This window comes from Rummeliibacillus sp. GQ308 (genome assembly GCF_059759115.1).
In genome coordinates, this window is record NZ_JCAXDQ010000001.1 from 2,101,906 (window position 1) to 2,120,761 (window position 18,856).

The 18,856-nt window shown below is 35.7% G+C and carries 30 protein-coding genes; 4 read left to right on the top strand and 26 right to left on the bottom strand.

The genetic code is table 11. The features are described from left to right. Positions 1 to 61: 61 nt before the first annotated feature. The 25 genes from AC6CHJ_RS10500 to AC6CHJ_RS10620 all read right to left on the bottom strand — a co-directional run bounded on the left by AC6CHJ_RS10500 (position 62) and on the right by AC6CHJ_RS10620 (position 13,794). Positions 62 to 361, bottom strand: coding sequence for an HNH endonuclease (locus AC6CHJ_RS10500; RefSeq protein ID WP_498288399.1), 300 nt, complete (start codon positions 359 to 361; stop codon positions 62 to 64). 19 nt (positions 362 to 380) lie between these two features. Beyond that, complete coding sequence (locus tag AC6CHJ_RS10505; protein ID WP_498288401.1) at positions 381 to 596, bottom strand: hypothetical protein; 216 nt, start codon at positions 594 to 596, stop codon at positions 381 to 383. A gap of 187 nt (positions 597 to 783) precedes the next feature. After that, the gene (locus tag AC6CHJ_RS10510) at positions 784 to 1,437 is read right to left on the bottom strand and encodes a hypothetical protein (protein WP_498288403.1); all 654 of its coding nucleotides are present in this window, start codon (positions 1,435 to 1,437) and stop codon (positions 784 to 786) included. 486 nt (positions 1,438 to 1,923) lie between these two features. Beyond that, positions 1,924 to 2,340: a DUF722 domain-containing protein gene (locus AC6CHJ_RS10515; protein ID WP_498288405.1), complete on the bottom strand. Its 417-nt coding sequence runs from the start codon at positions 2,338 to 2,340 to the stop codon at positions 1,924 to 1,926. A 219-nt stretch (positions 2,341 to 2,559) separates the two neighbouring features. Next, positions 2,560 to 3,075, bottom strand: coding sequence for a hypothetical protein (locus AC6CHJ_RS10520; protein ID WP_498288407.1), 516 nt, complete (start codon positions 3,073 to 3,075; stop codon positions 2,560 to 2,562). Between the two features lie 4 nt (positions 3,076 to 3,079). Beyond that, positions 3,080 to 3,319, bottom strand: coding sequence for a hypothetical protein (locus tag AC6CHJ_RS10525; protein WP_392995860.1), 240 nt, complete (start codon positions 3,317 to 3,319; stop codon positions 3,080 to 3,082). A 38-nt stretch (positions 3,320 to 3,357) separates the two neighbouring features. Then, a complete protein-coding gene (locus AC6CHJ_RS10530; RefSeq protein ID WP_498288409.1) occupies positions 3,358 to 3,552 on the bottom strand; it encodes a hypothetical protein in 195 nt (64 codons plus the stop codon). Between the two features lie 22 nt (positions 3,553 to 3,574). Then, positions 3,575 to 3,997 (bottom strand): dUTP diphosphatase, encoded by a 423-nt coding sequence (dut, locus tag AC6CHJ_RS10535; protein ID WP_498288411.1) that lies wholly within the window; start codon positions 3,995 to 3,997, stop codon positions 3,575 to 3,577. After that, the gene (locus tag AC6CHJ_RS10540) at positions 3,994 to 4,341 is read right to left on the bottom strand and encodes a hypothetical protein (protein WP_498288413.1); all 348 of its coding nucleotides are present in this window, start codon (positions 4,339 to 4,341) and stop codon (positions 3,994 to 3,996) included. Before AC6CHJ_RS10540 ends, dut begins: the two co-directional genes overlap by 4 nt. Beyond that, positions 4,338 to 4,703: an organic solvent tolerance protein OstA gene (locus AC6CHJ_RS10545; RefSeq protein ID WP_498288414.1), complete on the bottom strand. Its 366-nt coding sequence runs from the start codon at positions 4,701 to 4,703 to the stop codon at positions 4,338 to 4,340. The genes AC6CHJ_RS10540 and AC6CHJ_RS10545 overlap by 4 nt, the downstream gene beginning before the upstream one ends. Position 4,704: 1 nt before the next feature. After that, positions 4,705 to 5,244: an ERCC4 domain-containing protein gene (locus AC6CHJ_RS10550; protein ID WP_498288415.1), complete on the bottom strand. Its 540-nt coding sequence runs from the start codon at positions 5,242 to 5,244 to the stop codon at positions 4,705 to 4,707. Further along, the gene (locus AC6CHJ_RS10555) at positions 5,241 to 5,654 is read right to left on the bottom strand and encodes a YopX family protein (protein WP_498288417.1); all 414 of its coding nucleotides are present in this window, start codon (positions 5,652 to 5,654) and stop codon (positions 5,241 to 5,243) included. Before AC6CHJ_RS10555 ends, AC6CHJ_RS10550 begins: the two co-directional genes overlap by 4 nt. Then, positions 5,641 to 6,081, bottom strand: coding sequence for a hypothetical protein (locus AC6CHJ_RS10560; RefSeq protein ID WP_498288419.1), 441 nt, complete (start codon positions 6,079 to 6,081; stop codon positions 5,641 to 5,643). The genes AC6CHJ_RS10555 and AC6CHJ_RS10560 overlap by 14 nt, the downstream gene beginning before the upstream one ends. A 10-nt stretch (positions 6,082 to 6,091) precedes the next feature. After that, on the bottom strand, positions 6,092 to 6,313 hold the full coding sequence (locus tag AC6CHJ_RS10565; protein WP_392995876.1) for a hypothetical protein: 222 nt from the start codon (positions 6,311 to 6,313) through the stop codon (positions 6,092 to 6,094). Positions 6,314 to 6,580: 267 nt separating this feature from the next. Then, positions 6,581 to 8,944: a phage/plasmid primase, P4 family gene (locus tag AC6CHJ_RS10570; protein WP_498288547.1), complete on the bottom strand. Its 2,364-nt coding sequence runs from the start codon at positions 8,942 to 8,944 to the stop codon at positions 6,581 to 6,583. Positions 8,945 to 8,957: 13 nt separating this feature from the next. Next, positions 8,958 to 9,236, bottom strand: coding sequence for a hypothetical protein (locus tag AC6CHJ_RS10575; protein ID WP_498288421.1), 279 nt, complete (start codon positions 9,234 to 9,236; stop codon positions 8,958 to 8,960). Between the two features lie 82 nt (positions 9,237 to 9,318). Next, positions 9,319 to 9,753 (bottom strand): DUF669 domain-containing protein, encoded by a 435-nt coding sequence (locus tag AC6CHJ_RS10580; RefSeq protein WP_498288423.1) that lies wholly within the window; start codon positions 9,751 to 9,753, stop codon positions 9,319 to 9,321. Between the two features lies 1 nt (position 9,754). Continuing rightward, on the bottom strand, positions 9,755 to 10,690 hold the full coding sequence (locus AC6CHJ_RS10585) for an AAA family ATPase (RefSeq protein ID WP_498288425.1): 936 nt from the start codon (positions 10,688 to 10,690) through the stop codon (positions 9,755 to 9,757). Positions 10,691 to 10,705: 15 nt separating this feature from the next. Next, complete coding sequence (locus AC6CHJ_RS10590; protein WP_498288427.1) at positions 10,706 to 11,185, bottom strand: siphovirus Gp157 family protein; 480 nt, start codon at positions 11,183 to 11,185, stop codon at positions 10,706 to 10,708. A gap of 60 nt (positions 11,186 to 11,245) precedes the next feature. Beyond that, positions 11,246 to 11,509 carry a hypothetical protein gene (locus AC6CHJ_RS10595; protein ID WP_498288429.1) on the bottom strand — a complete coding sequence of 88 codons (264 nt, stop codon included), beginning with the start codon at positions 11,507 to 11,509 and terminating at the stop codon, positions 11,246 to 11,248. Positions 11,510 to 11,514: 5 nt separating this feature from the next. Then, entirely contained in the window at positions 11,515 to 11,892 is a 378-nt protein-coding gene (locus tag AC6CHJ_RS10600; RefSeq protein WP_498288431.1) for a YopX family protein, read from the bottom strand. Between the two features lie 10 nt (positions 11,893 to 11,902). Then, positions 11,903 to 12,274, bottom strand: a complete 372-nt coding sequence (locus tag AC6CHJ_RS10605; protein WP_498288433.1) for a hypothetical protein — start codon at positions 12,272 to 12,274, stop codon at positions 11,903 to 11,905. A 97-nt stretch (positions 12,275 to 12,371) separates the two neighbouring features. Then, on the bottom strand, positions 12,372 to 13,316 hold the full coding sequence (locus AC6CHJ_RS10610; protein WP_498288435.1) for a hypothetical protein: 945 nt from the start codon (positions 13,314 to 13,316) through the stop codon (positions 12,372 to 12,374). Positions 13,317 to 13,346: 30 nt separating this feature from the next. Then, positions 13,347 to 13,529 carry a helix-turn-helix transcriptional regulator gene (locus AC6CHJ_RS10615; protein WP_498288437.1) on the bottom strand — a complete coding sequence of 61 codons (183 nt, stop codon included), beginning with the start codon at positions 13,527 to 13,529 and terminating at the stop codon, positions 13,347 to 13,349. A gap of 34 nt (positions 13,530 to 13,563) precedes the next feature. Beyond that, entirely contained in the window at positions 13,564 to 13,794 is a 231-nt protein-coding gene (locus AC6CHJ_RS10620; protein ID WP_498288439.1) for a helix-turn-helix domain-containing protein, read from the bottom strand. A gap of 196 nt (positions 13,795 to 13,990) precedes the next feature. Here AC6CHJ_RS10620 and AC6CHJ_RS10625 point away from each other — a divergent pair, with 196 nt between their 5' ends. The 3 genes from AC6CHJ_RS10625 (at position 13,991) to AC6CHJ_RS10635 (ending at position 16,041) form a co-directional block, all read left to right on the top strand. Further along, the gene (locus tag AC6CHJ_RS10625; RefSeq protein ID WP_498288441.1) at positions 13,991 to 14,338 is read left to right on the top strand and encodes a helix-turn-helix domain-containing protein; all 348 of its coding nucleotides are present in this window, start codon (positions 13,991 to 13,993) and stop codon (positions 14,336 to 14,338) included. A gap of 9 nt (positions 14,339 to 14,347) precedes the next feature. After that, positions 14,348 to 14,794, top strand: coding sequence for an ImmA/IrrE family metallo-endopeptidase (locus tag AC6CHJ_RS10630; RefSeq protein ID WP_498288443.1), 447 nt, complete (start codon positions 14,348 to 14,350; stop codon positions 14,792 to 14,794). A 74-nt stretch (positions 14,795 to 14,868) separates the two neighbouring features. Then, positions 14,869 to 16,041 carry a tyrosine-type recombinase/integrase gene (locus AC6CHJ_RS10635; RefSeq protein ID WP_498288445.1) on the top strand — a complete coding sequence of 391 codons (1,173 nt, stop codon included), beginning with the start codon at positions 14,869 to 14,871 and terminating at the stop codon, positions 16,039 to 16,041. A 182-nt stretch (positions 16,042 to 16,223) separates the two neighbouring features. On the opposite strand, the gene ezrA is transcribed toward AC6CHJ_RS10635, so the two are convergent. Beyond that, on the bottom strand, positions 16,224 to 17,909 hold the full coding sequence (gene ezrA / locus AC6CHJ_RS10640) for a septation ring formation regulator EzrA (RefSeq protein ID WP_249774596.1): 1,686 nt from the start codon (positions 17,907 to 17,909) through the stop codon (positions 16,224 to 16,226). A 145-nt stretch (positions 17,910 to 18,054) separates the two neighbouring features. Here ezrA and hisJ point away from each other — a divergent pair, with 145 nt between their 5' ends. After that, on the top strand, positions 18,055 to 18,849 hold the full coding sequence (gene hisJ, locus AC6CHJ_RS10645; RefSeq protein WP_392992709.1) for a histidinol-phosphatase HisJ: 795 nt from the start codon (positions 18,055 to 18,057) through the stop codon (positions 18,847 to 18,849). Positions 18,850 to 18,856 lie beyond the last annotated feature (7 nt).

An 18,856-nucleotide genomic window follows, 5' to 3' on the forward strand; every position in this document is an offset into this window, starting at 1 on the left:
TACACCCTTCCCACCGGTTTCCAGTTTTCCCTAATTAGTGGAAAATTTTGACCCGGGGGTATCACCATCGTTCATCATCAGCCCATTTGTTTTTCTTTTTCTGACGGAAACCAAAACGATTGTGTCTTTTGTTGTGACAGTCTTTACAAAGTGTTCGAAGATTGTCATTGTCTAAAGCTAATTCAGGAAAGTCTTCAAGCTCTTGTATGTGATCAACCTCAAGGATTGTATCTTCATTGGTTTGAACTTTGCCTTCTTCCTTGCACCATTGGCACTCGTAGTTGTCACGCTTGAGGATTTCTAATCGCTTATGCTTCCAAGCGGTTGATAAGTAGAATGGATTGGCTTTTTTATATCTCATTTGTTGCTATCCCTCCACACTATTCAACCAGTTGATTGCACTTGTCACACTTTAGTTGATAAAGTTTAGCATTGTCAGTCATGTAGGTTGAAACCTCTAAGCTCCCACAATGAGGACATTTAATTAAATTTCCAATCACATTTCGAATTGCATCTATCTCAACAGATAAAGCATTTACATGTACTGAAGCAGTTTCTAATTGTTGTTTAAGTTTAGTGACATCCGTTTTTTGCATGTTATCCCTCCACAACTATTATCTAGGTCCATAGCGAACCTGACTTACACCCTCACAACAACACACGATAATTCATAGTCACCACATCGTAACGATCTTTAATGGACTGTTATCATGTGTCGTTATCAAGGCATAAGAAAAAGCCACATCGTTTTTGATGTGACTACTGTAATAATATTTCAAAGTTTTATTTTCCACGTTCCTCTTCAATCGCTTTGATCATAATGATAACTTCTTTGGTAGTCATATTAATTCCCAATTCACTTAAGTGATTTACTATCTCATTTAGTGAAAATTTATCAACACTATCGATATAATCTTTAATAATTGCTTTACTCTTCGGTATCCTACGATCTATTTTCCTAACGTTAATATTGTCTTTAATCTTATTTAAATTTTCAATTTCATTAAATATTTGTTTATTTAATTCTTTTTCAAACTTTTGAATGGTTTCTTTTTTGACTTTTTCTCCATACTCTAATAATTGTTTTTGAGTATAACTATCTTGTTTTTCATCCAATTCACTATTTGTGTCTACTGATTCTTCAACATTATTTACAACCTCAGCTATCCCGTTTTGTTTACTAATTAACGTAAGTGACAATTCTCTCAATTGTTTTGATAACTCTAAATGCTTGGAATCTGAAGAAATTTTGTTTTCAGAATCTTGTTTTAATGACAAGAAAATGGCTAAAATTGCTAAAGCTATTGATGTAGCACTAGATATAATTGATAGACTAGTTTCCCATTCAAGATAGTAATTCGCCAAAAGGATTATTACTATAAAAATAAAATAACTTGTTAACCATAACCAGTCTCTATTAGTCCAATTTTTAAACATTTAACGACCTCCTTTACACATTTTACATTTATAAAGTAAGGCTGTCATTAATACATTCAAAAAAAAGCCGCACTCGATTGAATGTGAACTTAAAAAACCACTCTTTACGAGTGGCCCATATCCAAAGGAAGAATCATGAAGCTTCTTATCAAAAACTCCATGCTATCACTTTACATGGTTTTTTAGTGAACTTCGCTAGTATTAGAAAGTTCAAGCAAATAAAGATTTAAATGCGAAGTAATATGCGAATATAGTAAATATAAACAAACAAACGATTTTTCTTTTTATCCATCGATTACTTTTCCAGTGAGGAATAACCAACCACAAAGCCATTGTTGAAAACATCCACGCATAAAACTTCCAACGGTCAATATAAAAAAATTGAATCGTATCCATTATATCCTTCAAGCCAAAGTTCCTCCTTATAAGAGTACATACAGAGCAATAGAATATTTTATTCGTTCTTTAGTATTGTTTATGCATCCCTTACACCCATCCTATGGCTTTTGCTGTCTTATCAAGTAACATATTTCTTTTACGTAAGACCTTATGCCTCGACATGTATAGTTTATCTGCAATATCTTCCCATTCGAAAAAGTCATTCCTACACCAATACCTCATGTCTACAATAGTTTTAGAATCACTGTCCAATGTTGTATACAATCCTTCGATTGCCTCCACAATCTTCTTGAGATTTTGGTAAAACGCATCCTGCATAAGTGCCATAGCCTTTTGCTGTGTCGAATTGGATATGTTACCGCTGGATATGCCACCGATCCGTTCTTCTTCCTGATACGGATAAAGCAATTCCCATTCGCGGTATTTCAATTGCTTTTTATTCTGTTCATGATTAATCCAATATTCTTCTATCTTTTTTATATCTGTACGCGTCAATGCTGCCACAATCTCACCTCTTTATTTCTAACTAAAAATAACTCATTTAAAGCCCCTTACAGCCATTTAGACAGCGAGAGGATTAAGACTATTAAAATAGTTCTAAAATCTCTCTAGTAGTCTTCTATGGCTTTTAATTGTATAATGGTTTGCTAAATCTAAATGTCGAACTTTGTATAGCTTAAATATACAAACTGACGTTCTATTCAAGGGTAAAAAATATATAGATTACGCCAAATCCCGTTCTTTCCGCCAAATAAACAAAGTACCGACTGTCACTTTCTTCATATCAGCAATTTCTTTTTCCGTGTATTTTTGTGCTTTCAAATCTTTGTATTCCTCCACAGTTAAATCAGCAAGCTTACCATACTTTTCTCTTGGAATATGTTCTTTTTTCCATATCTTCACGTAATGCTCAGTTGTATTCAGCTTTGTAGCAATTTTTTTATCAGTTAGACCAGCTTTTTTCATTTCTCTATATTTATTCAGTGTAAGCGTACCTAGCAAATTTTCTTTAAGATGGTGAATCTCGCTACCTTTTTCTTTAGCGGACAAATTTAGCAATTCGGTGCCAAGCTTTCGTAATTGCTTGTATGTTTGACAATTCCGGCAAGGTTCCAAGGAATCGTAATCCTTTTTTGTGCAAGGCTCACAATTCTTCTTAAAGATTTCAGTAGTCTGGTACATAATCTCAATGCGTTTAAGTTTTAACTCATTCTTTAACCGCCTTTCTGTTGGATTCATGTTGTTACCCTCCTATTCTTCTAATCTCGAAATTTTTTATAATCTTGTAGCCTTCTTGTTCTAAGGCGCGAATATAATGTTCTTCAAATGGCGTTACGACTGTCCAGTCTTTTTCTGTTCTGTGCTGCATTTCTACATACACATCATATTGCTTGCTATCCCTTTGCTTGTTATAAGCATTCACTCGTTCAACTTTTAGGCGAGCACGTGGATTTTCAATTAAGATTCCGTTTCTTACATTCATTGGTCCTCCTCCTTAGTTTTAAAATTATTAGCATCAAGCTACAGATTCTTTATCCCATTCATCCATTTATCTAATTCAGATTGTTTACATCTGCCGATAACTTTATAGCCATTTTGAAACCATTCAATTTCATTGATGGAAGTTATACGACATTTTTTATCCTCAAAATTTATCATTTGACCCTTTTTAACTTTCTCATTAGTAACAAGCATAAATGGTATAGATTCACTCATTTAGCATGCCTCCTCATTTCTTCTAAACCCCTGTGCTCCCAAATCCGTTTGCTCCACGATCACCACTACTCAATTCCGTTGCTTCCACAAGCTCAATGTCTGGTAGCTTTTGAAACACTGCCTGCGCCAGTTTGTATCCTCTAGGAATCTCGTAACGCTCGCTAGAAACGTTTTGAACAATAATGCTAACTTCTCCTATATATCCACTGTCCACTGTGCCTACAATCACATTTAATGGCGTTTTAGATGACACTCCACTTTTTGGGCGAATCTGAATTTCATAACCTGCCGGAATCTCAAATGCAATCCCTGTACCGACTGCCACTTTTTGAAATGGTGAGATGATTACTTGATCAAGTGCAAATAAATCAAAACCACTATCCGTTGTATATGCTCTAACTGGCATTACCGCATGTTCAGCAAGCTTTTTTACTTTTACTTTCATTCCACCAATGCCTCCCTAGCAATTTTATTTACATATGGAATCGTTTCATCTGGGTTTGTCCAGGTTTTCGTATCAGCTGCAATGGCTTCTAATGCTTCTCTTAATCGTTCCATTTCATTGGCTGTTTTCTTGCTCGATTCATTTAATTTTGTTTTCAATACTTCCAAATAAACAAGTAGATCCGTTGCTTCTTCCTGCGCGTGGTCAATCCATTCTTCCACAGAATAATCATCTGGATTGACCGTTGTACCGTACTTTGCATAGCCTTTAACCGTTTGGTTATCTAACAGTTGTCGTACTGCTAACAATGTTGGATTTGCTAAGATTAGTTCCTCTGTGGTCATTCTGTAGCACCCGCAAATTCATCAAACTCTACTTCATCTGTCTTCAATTGTTCTTCAGGAACTGAAACAACTCCATTGTTATCAACCTCGTATTTCACACCCTCATGCGGTTCTTCAACATCTTCAATACTTAGCTGACCTTCTGGCGTATCATCTTCCGGCTTACTTTCCATAACTTCTTTTGGTGTGCTGTATTGGTACGTTAAATCAACAAGGAAATACTGGCCATACTTGTTGAATTTCTCTGTGATTTTGTTCATCATTAAATTTTTATTTTCTTTTGCTGTTTCAACGATTTCTTCTGCCTCGATACGTGTATCTGCATAGTGTTGCTCCTTTTGATTAAGTTGTACTTTTGCCATGTTAAAACGCTCCCTTTTTTAGATATTCTTTAGCTTGATAATAGAAATGGTAATAGATATAATTTCCGCTGTATTTTTTATCAAGAAACACAATGCTGAATCCGTATCGTGCTTCAAAAGTTTTGAGTGTACCCAGCAATGCTTTTGGATCGTAACGACTTCTGTATTTGCCTGTAAGGATTTTTTCGTACCCGTCCTTATCCTCGCAAACTAAAACAAATGGATTTTGACTTGCTCGAATTAATTCATTTTCAAATGCTTTGCGTGTATCTTTCTGCAAGTTGCCTGTAATCTCATCAATCGAGTTTTTTCGCTCCAAGCAACTATTAAGATATAAATCTCTCGGAATGCCAAACTCAGGATTAGCGGGAATCATAGCAGAATAGTCGCCTGTTTTGAGTGCTTTGATTTTTACTGGAATATCCTTCGCATGTAAGTAGTCCAGGATATGGCCGTTTACATTTTCACGAGTATCAACCACAATGGTCATGGTTTTTAGGATTTTATTGATTTCTGTATCTGTGTAAGAGTAATGAATCAATGTGCAGCACCTTCTAATAGTTCTGGATTTTCGTAAATATTGCCGATGATTTCAACTTCCACTCCACTTTCCTTGCAAATCAACCAGCAGGACATTTGGTGGCATGCTTGAAAGCAACATAAATTTTCGTTGTATTTAACAATTCCACAAGCAACCACACGCCCACTAAATTGCAATATATCCCCTTCATAAATCTCACGACCATTTTTATCTTTAAGACCAGTGTATTGCATTACTTTCACTGCATCTAAGTTCATGAAAGTATATGGGTTTTGCATACTCTGGTGGTTAGGCGGAAGAACGAACTTGTGTGAATTTAGACTTCCATAGTTAAATTGATACAAGCAGAAATCTAAAACTCGCATTTTTTTGTTTAATGGTTCCCAAGCACGAAACTTAATTTCCCTCATCATTATTTCCTCCCTTCGCAAATGCAACAGCACGTTCATATATCTCCTGCGCCATCTTCTTTGATTCATCATTTTCAAATTGGCGATAATCCTCATAAATATCTATCCAACCATTTTTAGCAAGAACAACCGTCCAATCATGAAATAATTCAGTTGATTCAATATCGTTATTGAGCCAATTAATAATCGATTCGTTCTTTGTCCATCCACAGTATTGATGCAATGTTTTTTGAATGGTTATATCAATCGGTTTTGCGTTCGCCCATGATTTAAACCAATCTTCAATTTGCGGAAATACCTGTTCAGCTGCCTTCATAGTTTCAGGTGGCACAACTTTATGATTTTTCATTTCAATTTCACCAGATGGCAGCATGCTCATTTCAGCACCGGATTTCCAGATGGTTGAAAGTATTTTTAAAACTTGCATGGAAGTAAACTCACTCCTTCCTCAACCGAATTCCTTTATGCATTCTTACACCGCAATAATTTACATTTGCACCATAGCCAAATTCATTCATCATTCTTCCAAATTTATTTTTAGAATTAGGTTTAACACCTAAATCAAAACAATATCTAACGTAATTTTCATACAACGCTTTATGACTAATTTTGCAACCTTGTTCACGAATAACGTTATCTCTAATAAAATCTCCAACCATTTTGTTCACCTCTAAATTATTTAAGGGTTAGTGAAAAACATTTAAAATTAGCGAAAAAACAGCTATGGGTTACTAAACAAAAACCTCTTCAACCTTAGAGCCACAAGGATTCTGCTATTTTTGTTACCGAAGGTTAGTGAGAAAGTTCAAACACGCTCCTAATATACTTATATATTTATATTATTTTTTTATTTATATATTTTATTGATAACAAAAAGTAACCCAAAAGAAGAAAAATAGGTTTAAACCCTTGATATGACTGGCTTTCTAAGACAATTTGTATGGGTTACTTAAATAACCTTTTTCGCTTTTTTCATTGTTTTCCGCTAACAATTGGCGATTAAACGTAACTTCTCGCTCCTTCAAAGTAACCCCATGAATGAATGTTTTATTTTTAGCGCCTTTTTGCTTTTTAAATCCTTTTGTTTCCATTGCTCGATAAAACGCACGATTCTTCAATGCAAATTCACCTGTTTTGAAACACCAGTTTTGATAGACTTCAAAAAGTTCTTTTGCTTCAATTTTCACTTCATCTATCATTGGTGCGAAACAACATTCATAAAGGAATGGGCCTAATATATCCATATCTTCTTTGTAATCGCCTGTTGCCTTCTTAACGACTTCTGGCTCCGGCAACCCCATCTTCTGCCACTTCATGCACCCCTCAAGCGCCCAATTCAAGATGCCTGGCATTTCGAGAGATAACTTTTCAGGAAGCTTTAAGTCACGCTTTTCTTTTGGTAGTTGCAGATTAAAAGGGACCAACTTAACTCGGCGCCAAATACCTTCATCCACGCCTTTAATAACTGGCTTGTGGTTAGTCGTGAAGAATACTTTAAACTCTGGAATAAACTCGAAGTATTCTTGTCGCAGGAATCTCGCTAATACCGGCTCACCGCCTGTTATTTGCTTCACAAATGCTTCAGATAGTTGTTCTCCATCTTCTGATTCAATCGCGCTGACAAAGCGACTGCCGACCAATCGTGCAATGTCATTGTTGGCTCCTGTTTCTTTCTTTTTGATAAACGTATCGGATTTTGCTTGCTTGCCGTATTCGCCCATAAGATCTTTAATCGTGTTGATAAAGGTTGATTTACCATTCGAGCCACCTCCGATTAAGAAAACCATTATTTGTTCGGATATTTCACCCGTTAAGCTGTAGCCAATCAATCGCTGCATATATTCGATTAATTCTTTATTGCCTTGGAATATTGAATCTAAAAAACTTAACCATTCCGGGCATGTAGCCTTTTCATCAAATGAAATATTAGCGATTTTTGTTAGTCCTAACTCACGATTATGCGGCTGCAGCTTTCCTGTTTTGAGATTGAGAATGCCGTTATCAACATTGAAAAGGTACTTATGCTTATCAAAGTCTTCACGCTCTCCTGGAACTAAAGGCATCAAGTCTTTAATGCTGTTCATCCGAATGTTCCTACGTTCACACATACGCGCCCATTTGTTTTCCATCTCATCTTCTGATTTGTACAAGCTGCGTAAAACTTTAGCAGTGATACGTTCAATTTCTTTTTTGTTATCAATCTTCCACCGTTTGCCGTCCCATATAAGCCAGCCCATATCACTTACATATTTGATTACATGGCCATATTCATATGCGATTCGTTCAGCGTTGCCAAGTTCGGTAAGTCGAAATTTCTTTTTCGGCTTTTCTTCGGCTGCCTCGTCGTCCACATCTTCACCAGTGAAATTGAATGAGAACTCTTCATACTCATGCATGTTATCCAATATGGTTGCAGTAGTTGTTGAAATGGCCGTTGCAATCGTTCGTTCTCCATACGTTTCATTTGTATCTGTAAAATGAATTACATCCCATTTATCACGCATGAGGGCAGTTTCACGAAACATGGTGTCCATTCTAGTAGCACTCTTACCTGTCCAGAATGCCAAGTGATTACATAAAGCTAAGTCGCTCGCTGAATGATCATCGTTGACTAAATTGCCATTGAATAAGCTGCGGATTTCATCACCGTTTTTCGAACGAAACATCATTTCCCAAAGCTGTTCGTTAGAATGTTTGATTTCATCCTTTTCAAACTCTGCTAAATTAACGCGACCTTGAATGTCGCTATCATCAAAATACTTTTCAAAAACCTCGGCCAGTTCATCTGTTCTTTCAATTACTTCATTCGAATTTTCACGGTTACCTGTAAAAGTGAAGTAACGGCCGTAAGAGTAAATCTCTAATCCATGTTTTACATTTTTTCGTCCCGTCCCCATCACAGACTGTGGAAGACCACCCTTGATGATGATGTGAATCCCTGTTCCACTTGGCGAAAACTCCGTGTAACTGTCCAAAGTATCAATAATTTCAGTAGCAAATGTATTCGGCTTTTCGTCCACAACACACTTATCAATATCAATCCCGATATAGTTATCTTGGCGACTGAATACAAAGCCAATGCCATCATAGTTACCTTGCATATAAAACTTCACAGCTGTTGCAAAGGTAGACCAGGTACGGCGATTGTTTGCTTGTGCCATTTCTCCATCTGGTTGGTATGGAACTTTTGTTTTCTTCCCACCACGTTCTTCAAACCGCCATAGGATCCATTGTGGAAGGGCTTTGAGTTCGGCAGGTATTTCGTTAAAGTTGTAAGGTCTTTCGGCTATCATAGTTGCCCTCCTAATCAATGCATTCCACTTTTTTAGCAGCGATTTCAATTTCAAAATCTGTATTAACATTTACAAATCCGACAAATTGTTTCGTATTTTCTGCTATATAGGAAAGTTGTTTCAACCTTTCTTTCTGTTTCATCAATTTATTTGTTGTCGTTAAGTTACCGAAACGCTTCAAAAACTCTGTGCGGAAAGAAGGATAACTGTTAGCAATAAAAGAATATTTTTCATAAGATTCAATACAATTTTCATGAAAAATAACTTTCACGTTAAATTCGTAATTCAACTCTTCACCTTCATTCATTAATACTATTTTGAGAATAGAAAAGAGAAGCCCAAGCAAAAGGACTTCTCTATGAAATTGTTATTTAGAACGGAATATCATCTTCTGAAACTTCTACTTTTGTTGGTGTGTCAACTTGCGATTCTTTAAAACCATTTACTTGAGGATATTTCTTTCCGTTATATTCACGATGCCCAACTGTGACAACTAAATTTTTACCGCGTAATGTTTCAGCCCACTCTTTATAAGAGTTAAATTCCATTCCGTCAGGGAAACCAGCAGCTTTAGCAACAGCTTGTAACCGCCACATAGCATTATCTGTAATTGTGAAGTTGTCATATAGAATTTTTTGTCCTTGATGATCTTGAGGTACATCAGAACGAATTTCATAATCAACTGTAATTTTGTTATTACCGTTAGATGATTTACCCATTTCGTAATTGATAACTGTTACTTCGTAATCTCCTGCCGCAATTAAATCAAACCCTTTTGCTTCTTCGTGATTAATTTTGAATCCCATATTAAATTCCTCCTATTAGTTCAACTATTTTTGTGACTGCTCTATAATTCATTTGTTCAACTGATTGGTTAGCTTTAAATTCGCAATTAGTGACAACCTTTTGCGTAGCTTCATTTTTTGAAGCTTTCGCTCTAATCCCCTTAACCAACATTTGACGTTCTTTTTCTTGCTCTTCACGTTTAGCACGTTCTTCTGCTTGTACATCGACACCAAGTTCTAAATAGCGATATAATTTAGAGCCAATTTCTTCTGTAATCTGAAACTCACCTTCAAATAAGTTAGTGATGTCTTTACTTATTCGAGCGTAATGATCCATCCCTAAACTAAAGACAGTATCGAACTCATACTCCATATCATCTTTTTGAACGGGCTTCAAACCGACTTTCTTAGGCACGTTCTTACCGTCAATCTGTTCAATTACATAATCACTTTTCACTCGCAAAGTTGTAATCATGTGGATGTCTGAAGTTGTTAGGCTATTAACCAACTTACTAGATTCAGGCGCAAGCTTACCCCAGTTTTGAAACGAGTTACCTTGCATACCTCCATGTGTTTCAACAACCCCTCCCTCGCCTTGCCATTGGTGAGAAAGGCTATCCACGATTATTACTTCCACACCAGTTCTACGTAAGGCTTGTATTGCTGACTGATAGCGGTCTGTATTATATGGCGGTGTAAAATTAACATGCTTAAACGATCCGATTTTTAAATTTCCAAAGGTTTGACCCACATAATTTAACAATCGTTTATGTTCTGTATCTGCAGCGCCAATTTTCTTCCACACTTCTTCTTCTGGTAAATCTGGATAGGCTTCTTTCATTAATCCAAATGCTAACCTTAATGCGCTTAATGATTTACCACTGCCAGAAGGTCCAACGATTCCAATTAAGGCCTTTTGCTTTTCCCTTATGGCATCGTGTACTTCAAATTCATTCATTTCTACTCACCTCCCTTAACGAATCCGAAGGCTTTCACCTTGTTTGATTTCTACACCAGGAACTTCTTCTATTTTCACTTTTGCTAATAAAGCTTTTTTATCGATATTCCGAACCGTTTCAACCGTTACAAATTCATCGGGAATCGCCTTATCGTCCACAATATTGAGAGAAGGTGGATTTTTCTGTACTGTGAAAGTGAATTTTTCACCTTGGATCTTCTTCTCTCCTGTGGAAGAAATCGCATTTTGCATATGAGCTTTCATACGTTTGATATCTGATTCCATGCTTTTACGACGTCCTGCCAAACGCTGTTCCTCTGATTTCAAACCTTCAACATCCGATTCGATATTACGAATAACCATTGCATAGCTTTCTAGTTTTTCTTCTAGTGCACCTTCGATAGATTCGAGAGTATCTTCTAAGCCTTCTTCGCCTGATTCGATCATGGATTGGATTCGAGCATAGGCACCTTGTAACTCATATAAATTTGCCATGTATACTTCACCTCATTTTGTGATATATTGTTACTAGTAAAATATTTATTTGAGTGCTCGTTAAAGACTGCCATCTTTAGCGGGCTTTTTTCTCATTACAGCGTAAAATGACTCTGATACTTCGTCGCCATCGTACTTAATGCGGTTTAAATGGGTCTTAGTTTCCTGCTTGTGCGTGTAGCTTTTAAATGATTTATGCGTTCTGCCTTGTCTGATTAGTTCATAACCGCGTTCTTCTAAATCTGCAATTGCTTGTACTAATTCCGAACGTCTAGCACGTTTTAATTTCACGTCACCGAATGGCTGACCCCAAAGATTCCCCATCTTATCTACACTCCTTCCAATAGTTCTGGATTTTCGTAGATGTTTCCTAGAACAGCGTTGTAAGCAACTTCGTCAAATAGATATACACCCGTTTCTAAACCAATACATTCAATGACAAAACTGCTCTCTATAAACTTGACTACTCCTATTATTGATTCATAAGTTCGCTCACTTAATTGTTCAACTATATCTCCCTCATAAATCTCACGGCCGTTTTTATCTTTAAGGCCTGTGTATTGCATTAGTTCAATCGGTCTGTAATCACTCATAGGCATAGGCGATAAATGTAAATGTGTACTATTACCTTCATAAATATTATTGATTGCGACATTCTTTATTACACTTTCATTTTTAAACCAAGCTCGAAACTTAATCTCCCTCATTTGCTCACCTCTAATCCTTGTAACCTAGTGTGCGTTTTACTAGTTTCAAAGAGCTTTCAATACCTTGAATTTTTGTTGATTGATTATCATAGTGCTTTTTACTTTTCTTCCAGGCTTCAAATGTTTCTTCTTGTGCGACTGTATGTGCCCAATCGTCTAATAAATCCGTTTCATCTTGTAAAAGTTGTTCGAGCTTATCTTTCAGCTTTTCTGTGTTGCTGTCCTTAATAACAATTTTGCCTTGAAGATCTCCATTACTATCGCTTAAAGAATTGTACTCATTGTTTTCAGTCGTGTAGCAAACACCTGTAAATTTGTCATCACTTATTGAAGCGCTAAAAACCTTGTTCAATTTACCTTCCACATTTACATATAGTTGCATGTTATTTCTCCTCCTCTGGTTTGTGAGCTATCATAATCCCAAGTAAAAACATTAAAACTGGCGGGAATATGATTAGTGCTAGTGTGGTATGGTCCATTTAATTCACCTCGTGATATAGGGCGTTTGTGTCGTCAGTTATGACACAATAACCTCTTTTTAAATCATGCAGTGACCAATGTTCTTCATCTTTGTCATAAGCGTGACCTTTTATGACCTCTACAGTTTCAACTGGTTTATGATAAATGCTTGTTGGATCAGTACTGCCTACTAATTGACCAACGACAAATTCATCTGGCTGTATAGCTAACATAAAATCTATTGGCACATCAATTTCAAGCGCTCTAGCCAATGCAATAGCTCGTCCAATATGTTCGTTGAATACGTCTCCTGGTGCACACTTCGAACGCCCAACACCATAAACGTTGCTTGTTTCTACACCTTTTAATAAACAAGTTAATTTATTTTTCTTTACAATAAATTCAGCTTTACATGCTGAATGTCTGAAATTTGTACGATTATTTCGCGGAACAAATACATCTTTAAATTCAACCTTTTGATTTTTATTTGGCCCATAAACCGCAATCCCAGCAATAGTGGTTTTTTGTTCCTCCACAAATGCCTTAGCCTTTTCAATCAATGCTGCACGTTTCTGATTTGCAGAAAGCTCAACTTCTGGAAACGGTAATTCTTCAGGTGTAATTTCCTTCACAACTTCAAATACTTCTCTTAAGTCAGCTCCTCCCCAACCGCTTGTTGTATATCCGCAAAACCCATCATCATCTTTATAAAAGTCATTGCCGTCTACAACTTCATAAAAAACATTCGCTTTTGTATGTTCATGTTCTTCTTCAAAGAATCGAACATAATCACCTTTCTTTGTATCTCTATTAACCTTACGAAGCTTCAACCCTTCATGCTCGATAATTTCCTCCACAGTTGTTGCAGCAACTTCTTTCTTCATCGCCACTAACTCTTCACGAAACTTGTCCACCATGTTGATTACTTTGTCTAAATACGCGTTTTCGTTTAATTGTTGGTACATTTTTGTTCCTCCTTTGGATTAAAAAACAGTTTAAGCATTTCCTCCAAGCCAATCGTCTATTTCATCTAAATCAAAAATGATTACTCTTGGTGCAGGTCTACGAACAGGTATTTCTTTAGTTTGCATTAATCGGTATATCGTAGCCTTTGATATCGGACAACCTATTTCATTTAGATATTCGACTAATTTTTCTACACCTCGAATTTTCCGCAATATACTTTCACCCCCTTTTGTTCCATAAACGGAACTAAATTTCAAAAAAATATTCTGGTGGTACATTATATTTTTCAATAAGCAACCTTGCTTCTGATAAAGAAAAATCTCCGCCTGTTCCATTTAGGTTTTGATTGAGTGCGCTAGGTGTTTTATCTAAGTAATTAGCGACTTCTTTTTGCGACAACCCTTTCTCAACAATAAATGCTTTTAATTTTCTGTAAGGGTTTCTACGCCTAGTAGCCTCTATAGACATATTTGCCATTTCTTCACCTCCGTTCCGTTTCTGGAACAACTTAATCTTATAATCTATTAAATAATATGTCAATAAATATTTTCCCGTTTTCGGAACAAAAATTGAATTATATGTTGCATTTACGGAATAATACCTATAATATATTAGATGTATCTAACATATATAAAGAATTTATTTAATTTAATTACTTAAAGGAGAATAACAAATGTCCAATTTCGGAAGTTTACTAAGAAATTTGCGAACATCACGTTCACTAACACTTGAAGAGCTAGCAGAGAATTTAAATAAAAAATACAATACAAAACTAAGTAAAAGTTCTATTAGTCGTTGGGAAACAGGCGATGCAGAGCCTAAATTAGATTCTGTTCGAATTTTATCGGACTACTTTGGTGTACCTGGTTCGTATTTCTTCAGTGATATAGTTGATCAAACAGAAGTACATAATTCTAAAATTGAAACTATAGCTGCTCATATCGATGATGATGTTACAGAAGAAGAACTTGAGGATATAAAAAAGTATATAGACTTTATTAAATCACAACGTAAAAAATGAGGTGTTTGTATGGGGTTAGATTCTTTAATTGCCGAATATCCACAAATAACAATTAAATTCGCTGAATTACCTAGAGGGTTATCTGGATTATATTTTGACAATATTATATTCCTAAACAAACGGCTTAACAGTATTGAAAAGCATTGCGTTTTAGCTGAGGAAATAGGTCATCATGAAACAACTTATGGAAATATTACTGATTTGGACGAAATTCGAAGTCGAAAATTAGAAATAGTGGCAAGGAGGTGGGGATACGAAAAGCTAGTTCCACTAGAAAAATTGATTGAATGTCATGAGAATGAACATTGGTTACCTGATGATATCTGTTTCTATTTAGATATCACGCCAAAATATTTACAAGAAGCTTTGAATTATTACACACAAAAATATGGTGTTGCAAAAATTCATAACGGCTACAGAATTTCATTTGATTCATTGAATATCGAAAAACTTTAAGGGGGTGATCGCAATCATTTGATGGGTGGCAATTGCTACTCTTTTCTTTTTACAAAAGTATGGGAGGAATATACATGGCAAGTTATGTAGAACTACCACCAACCAAAAGTGGGAAACCAAGAATCAAAATAACTGTTGAGCTAGGGTATAACGAAGAAACTGGAGAACGATTAAGAAAACATAGGAATGTTACTCTTAACAAATTGACAGAACGAACAATTAGCAAAGCGATTAAGGATTTTGAAATAGAAGTTGCTACATCTACTGAAGCTCATAACACAGAAAGTATTACCTTTAAAGAATTCACAGACAGATGGATGGATACTTACGTTGAGGTAGATCTATCTATAAAAACAAGGGATATTTATGAGTACCATCTTTCACACGGTATATTAGAACAATTAGGAAAGTTTAAGTTGAATAAAATTAAAACTTTCCATATAGTTAAATGCTTTAAAGAGTGGAAAGAAAATGATTCAACAGGAAACACTACAGCAGGAAAATTCACAGTATTGAAAAGTGTTTTTTCAAAAGCAATTGAATGGGGAGTTATTAAAGAAAACCCAATGAATAATATAAAAGCCCCTCGAGTTACTCGGAAAGAGAAAAACTTTTATGATGAAGACCAACTAAAATATTTATTTAAAATCGCTGATGAATTAAAGCCTGTAATGAGAATAAAAATTAAGCTAGCTGCATTAGTTGGTCTAAGACTAGGTGAGCTATCTGGAATACGTTTAGAAAACATAAATTTTAAAAACAATACAATTTTGATTGATAAAACGCTCCAATACGATAAGAGATTAAAGAAACTGGTTTTAGGACCCACTAAAAATAAAAAGCCAAGAACAGTTAATGTTCCGGCCACATTTATGAAGGAATTAGAGTTATATGTAAAAGAAAAACGCAAATTACAATTAATATCCGGCAGTGCTTGGCGACCATTAAAAGATGAAGATAATAATCCAATCAATTTTTTAATCACAAGAGACGACGGTCACCCAATGAATCCAAGAACTACATCAACTGAGTGGGCACGAATTGTAAAGAAGTATAATCTCCCTAAAATTTCTTTTCATGATTTAAGACATTCCTATGCTTCTTTTATGGTCAGCAAGGGAGTCAATTTTAAAATTATACAGGAGCAACTTGGCCATAGTGACATTAAAATAACGCTTAATATTTATAGTCACTTAACTGAAAAGGATAAAGAAAAAGCGAGTGACCTTTTAAATATGTTTCTATAAAAAGTCACTTCTTGGTCACCTCTTATATATCGCCACTTTCAAAACCTCGGTATACAAGGGTTTATCGCTGTTGTTGCACTATGGTCTAAATAAATCATTGTTGGTACCTTCCTTCCAAAAGAAAACCACCTGCACAAAAACCTGTGCGGTGGCTTAATGCATTTCTATTATGAACGCCAAACCTAATCCTTGGCAAGTACTTGAATTTTTTTCATAGCCCCTGGCTCAGCCGCTTCTACGGCAGTTGCAGCCGTCTCCAGAGCTTTGGCATACCTCATATCACGAAATGCTGCTTCAGCTTCTAATAATTGTTGATGCATGGCTGGATTTGTCTTGCGGTAACGGTTTCCATACTGAATAATTGATTCAATTAATTGAACATTCTCAAGCATTTCAACTGCTGTTTGCCGAACTTCTTCTATACATTTTTCTGCAATTTCCAAGTTCTTATAAACCGTTTCCATATTAAGAGGGATCTCTTGCAGATTGTTGACCACAATAAAGATTCTTTCAGTAGCTTCTTCTAATCTGGCATCCATTTCCTCCGGAATACCTGGCAGATTTGCTTTATGTATCATTCGTTCAGTATCAGACAGCATTTTTCTTAAGTTGTTCAATGTAGCTCTTGCTTTATTTTCATCTATGCGAAGGTTGTTCATGCGTTCAGCAAATTGTTTTTGTTCTTGGAATAGATTTTCTATTGAGTCCTTCAGCTCTTTTAGAACCTCTTCCATGCTTGAATAAGCAGATTGTTCTTCTCGTACCTCTACAGCTAAAAAGTCATAGCGTTGTTGAAGAGCCAGCAGTTGTTGTTTACAGTTTTTGGGAATTTCTGCTTCCCGTGAAGGCAATCGATAGCTTTTTTGGACTGCTTCCGCTTCTATAGCCATTTCTTCTGTCGCTTTTAAAGTTGATTCCAGTTGCTCGCCGATAGAGACAAAATGAAGATCAACATATTTCTTCCCAATGACTTCTTTTTCTAATGCATCGTAGAAGGATTCAATTTCATCTTTTATTACTTCCACTTGCTGTTGAACATTATCAATATCCAAATCAGCTACTTTTTGTTTGAATTCAGCTAAACTTTTTTCCATTTCCTCTAGCTTGTCTAAAATCTCCAAATGTACAAGGAAGTAGGATTGGTCTTCCATCTCTCGGTGCCCATTTCTAATTTCATGAATATCTGATGGAATTTTGTGTTGAATTTCTGTAAGAAGCGTTGGGATTTCATTAATCAATTTAAAGGTTTGTTGTCCTTCATTACTTAAATTCACAACTAATTCCCTTGCCTTCAGGTAATTTCCTGAGCTCGTTAATTCCTCGTATTCTTCGAATTGTGGAGTAAATGTTTCTAGTCTTTTCTCAAGCGGAACAGCAGCAGGACCATATGAATATTGATGGGCAAGGAGAGTCTTACGAGCCGAACGATATTGTTCCTTCAACTGTTCAATCTCAACTCTATTTTTCTCTTCGCTTCCAACTAATTCATCCAACTCTTTCAAAATGATGGCCATTTCATTGTCATACTCAGCTATGCGCGAATCGATATCTTTTTCTATTTCTGTCGCCTTGCCAAAACGAAACTTGTCTACTTGCTCTTCCGCATCAAAGAGTAGTTCGTCAATTTTCGGCATCTCAACATCCATGAGCTCTGTCCATTTATTTCGCCAACGTTCAAACATTTCTTCTGTTTGACCATTCATGTTGAGTGCCTTTACTTTCATCAACTCTTCTAGCACTGGCTTATTTTGAATTTGTTGCTTATTTTGTTCTAGTCTTTGAATTTCAGTTCGATGTTTTCGACGAAATATAAAGACAATTGCTATAATTATACATAATACGATGATTGCGGCAATGAAAAAACTCATCGTAAGCCCCCTGTCCCTAATCAGTTTTTCAGCATCTAATTAAGCTTAATATTACCATGTTTTTTGTTTTTTTGTTTATCTATATGAATGATTTCTTATTAATTTATCTATAATTCGATTAATTTTTTAAAAATGGAGGGATTTTATGAAACGTGACGCCCATATTCATACCTCTTTTTGTCCTAATGGCACTACAATTCCTTGTGAAGATTATATCAAAAAAGCAATTAAATTAGGCTATGAGGATATAACCTTTACAGAACATGCCCCATTGCCTTCAAATTTTGTCGACTTTTGCCCGAAAGACGGCCGAACAATGAGCCCTGGACGTTTACTTGTTTACATGGATGAAATGCAAAGACTTAAAGAAAAATATAAAGATCTCATTCATATTCGCATTGGCTTTGAGGTAGATTATCTTGAAGACTATGAAAGAGAAACGACAAGTTTTCTAAACCTTATAGGCCCACATATCGATGATGCAATGTTAACTGTCCGATTCCTCAAGTGTGGTCAATCTTATACATGTGTCGACCATCCTTTTGATCAATTGACAAGTCTCGCAAGAAAAAAGGATACGCTACAATCCGTTTACAACCTATATTATAAAACCATAACAAAATCTATCCAATCAAACTTAGGGAATTATAAGCCAAAGAGAATCAGCAATCCTTTGCTTTTCCCTACTGATGAGCTACAAGAAAATCTACTATCTAAACAACAATTAATAGATATTTTAAAACTCATAGCAAAACACAACTATGAATTGGGTGTAAATTATGCTACTCTATCAAAACTTTATTGCAATGGATCACATCCAACCGTATCATATATATCATACGCAAAATCATTAGGAATTCCTATTATTCATGGTTCAGATGCCCATCACCCAGATGATTTGCATCCTTATGAGGAAGGACTTTTTCCATTTGATCGCTAAACAACGG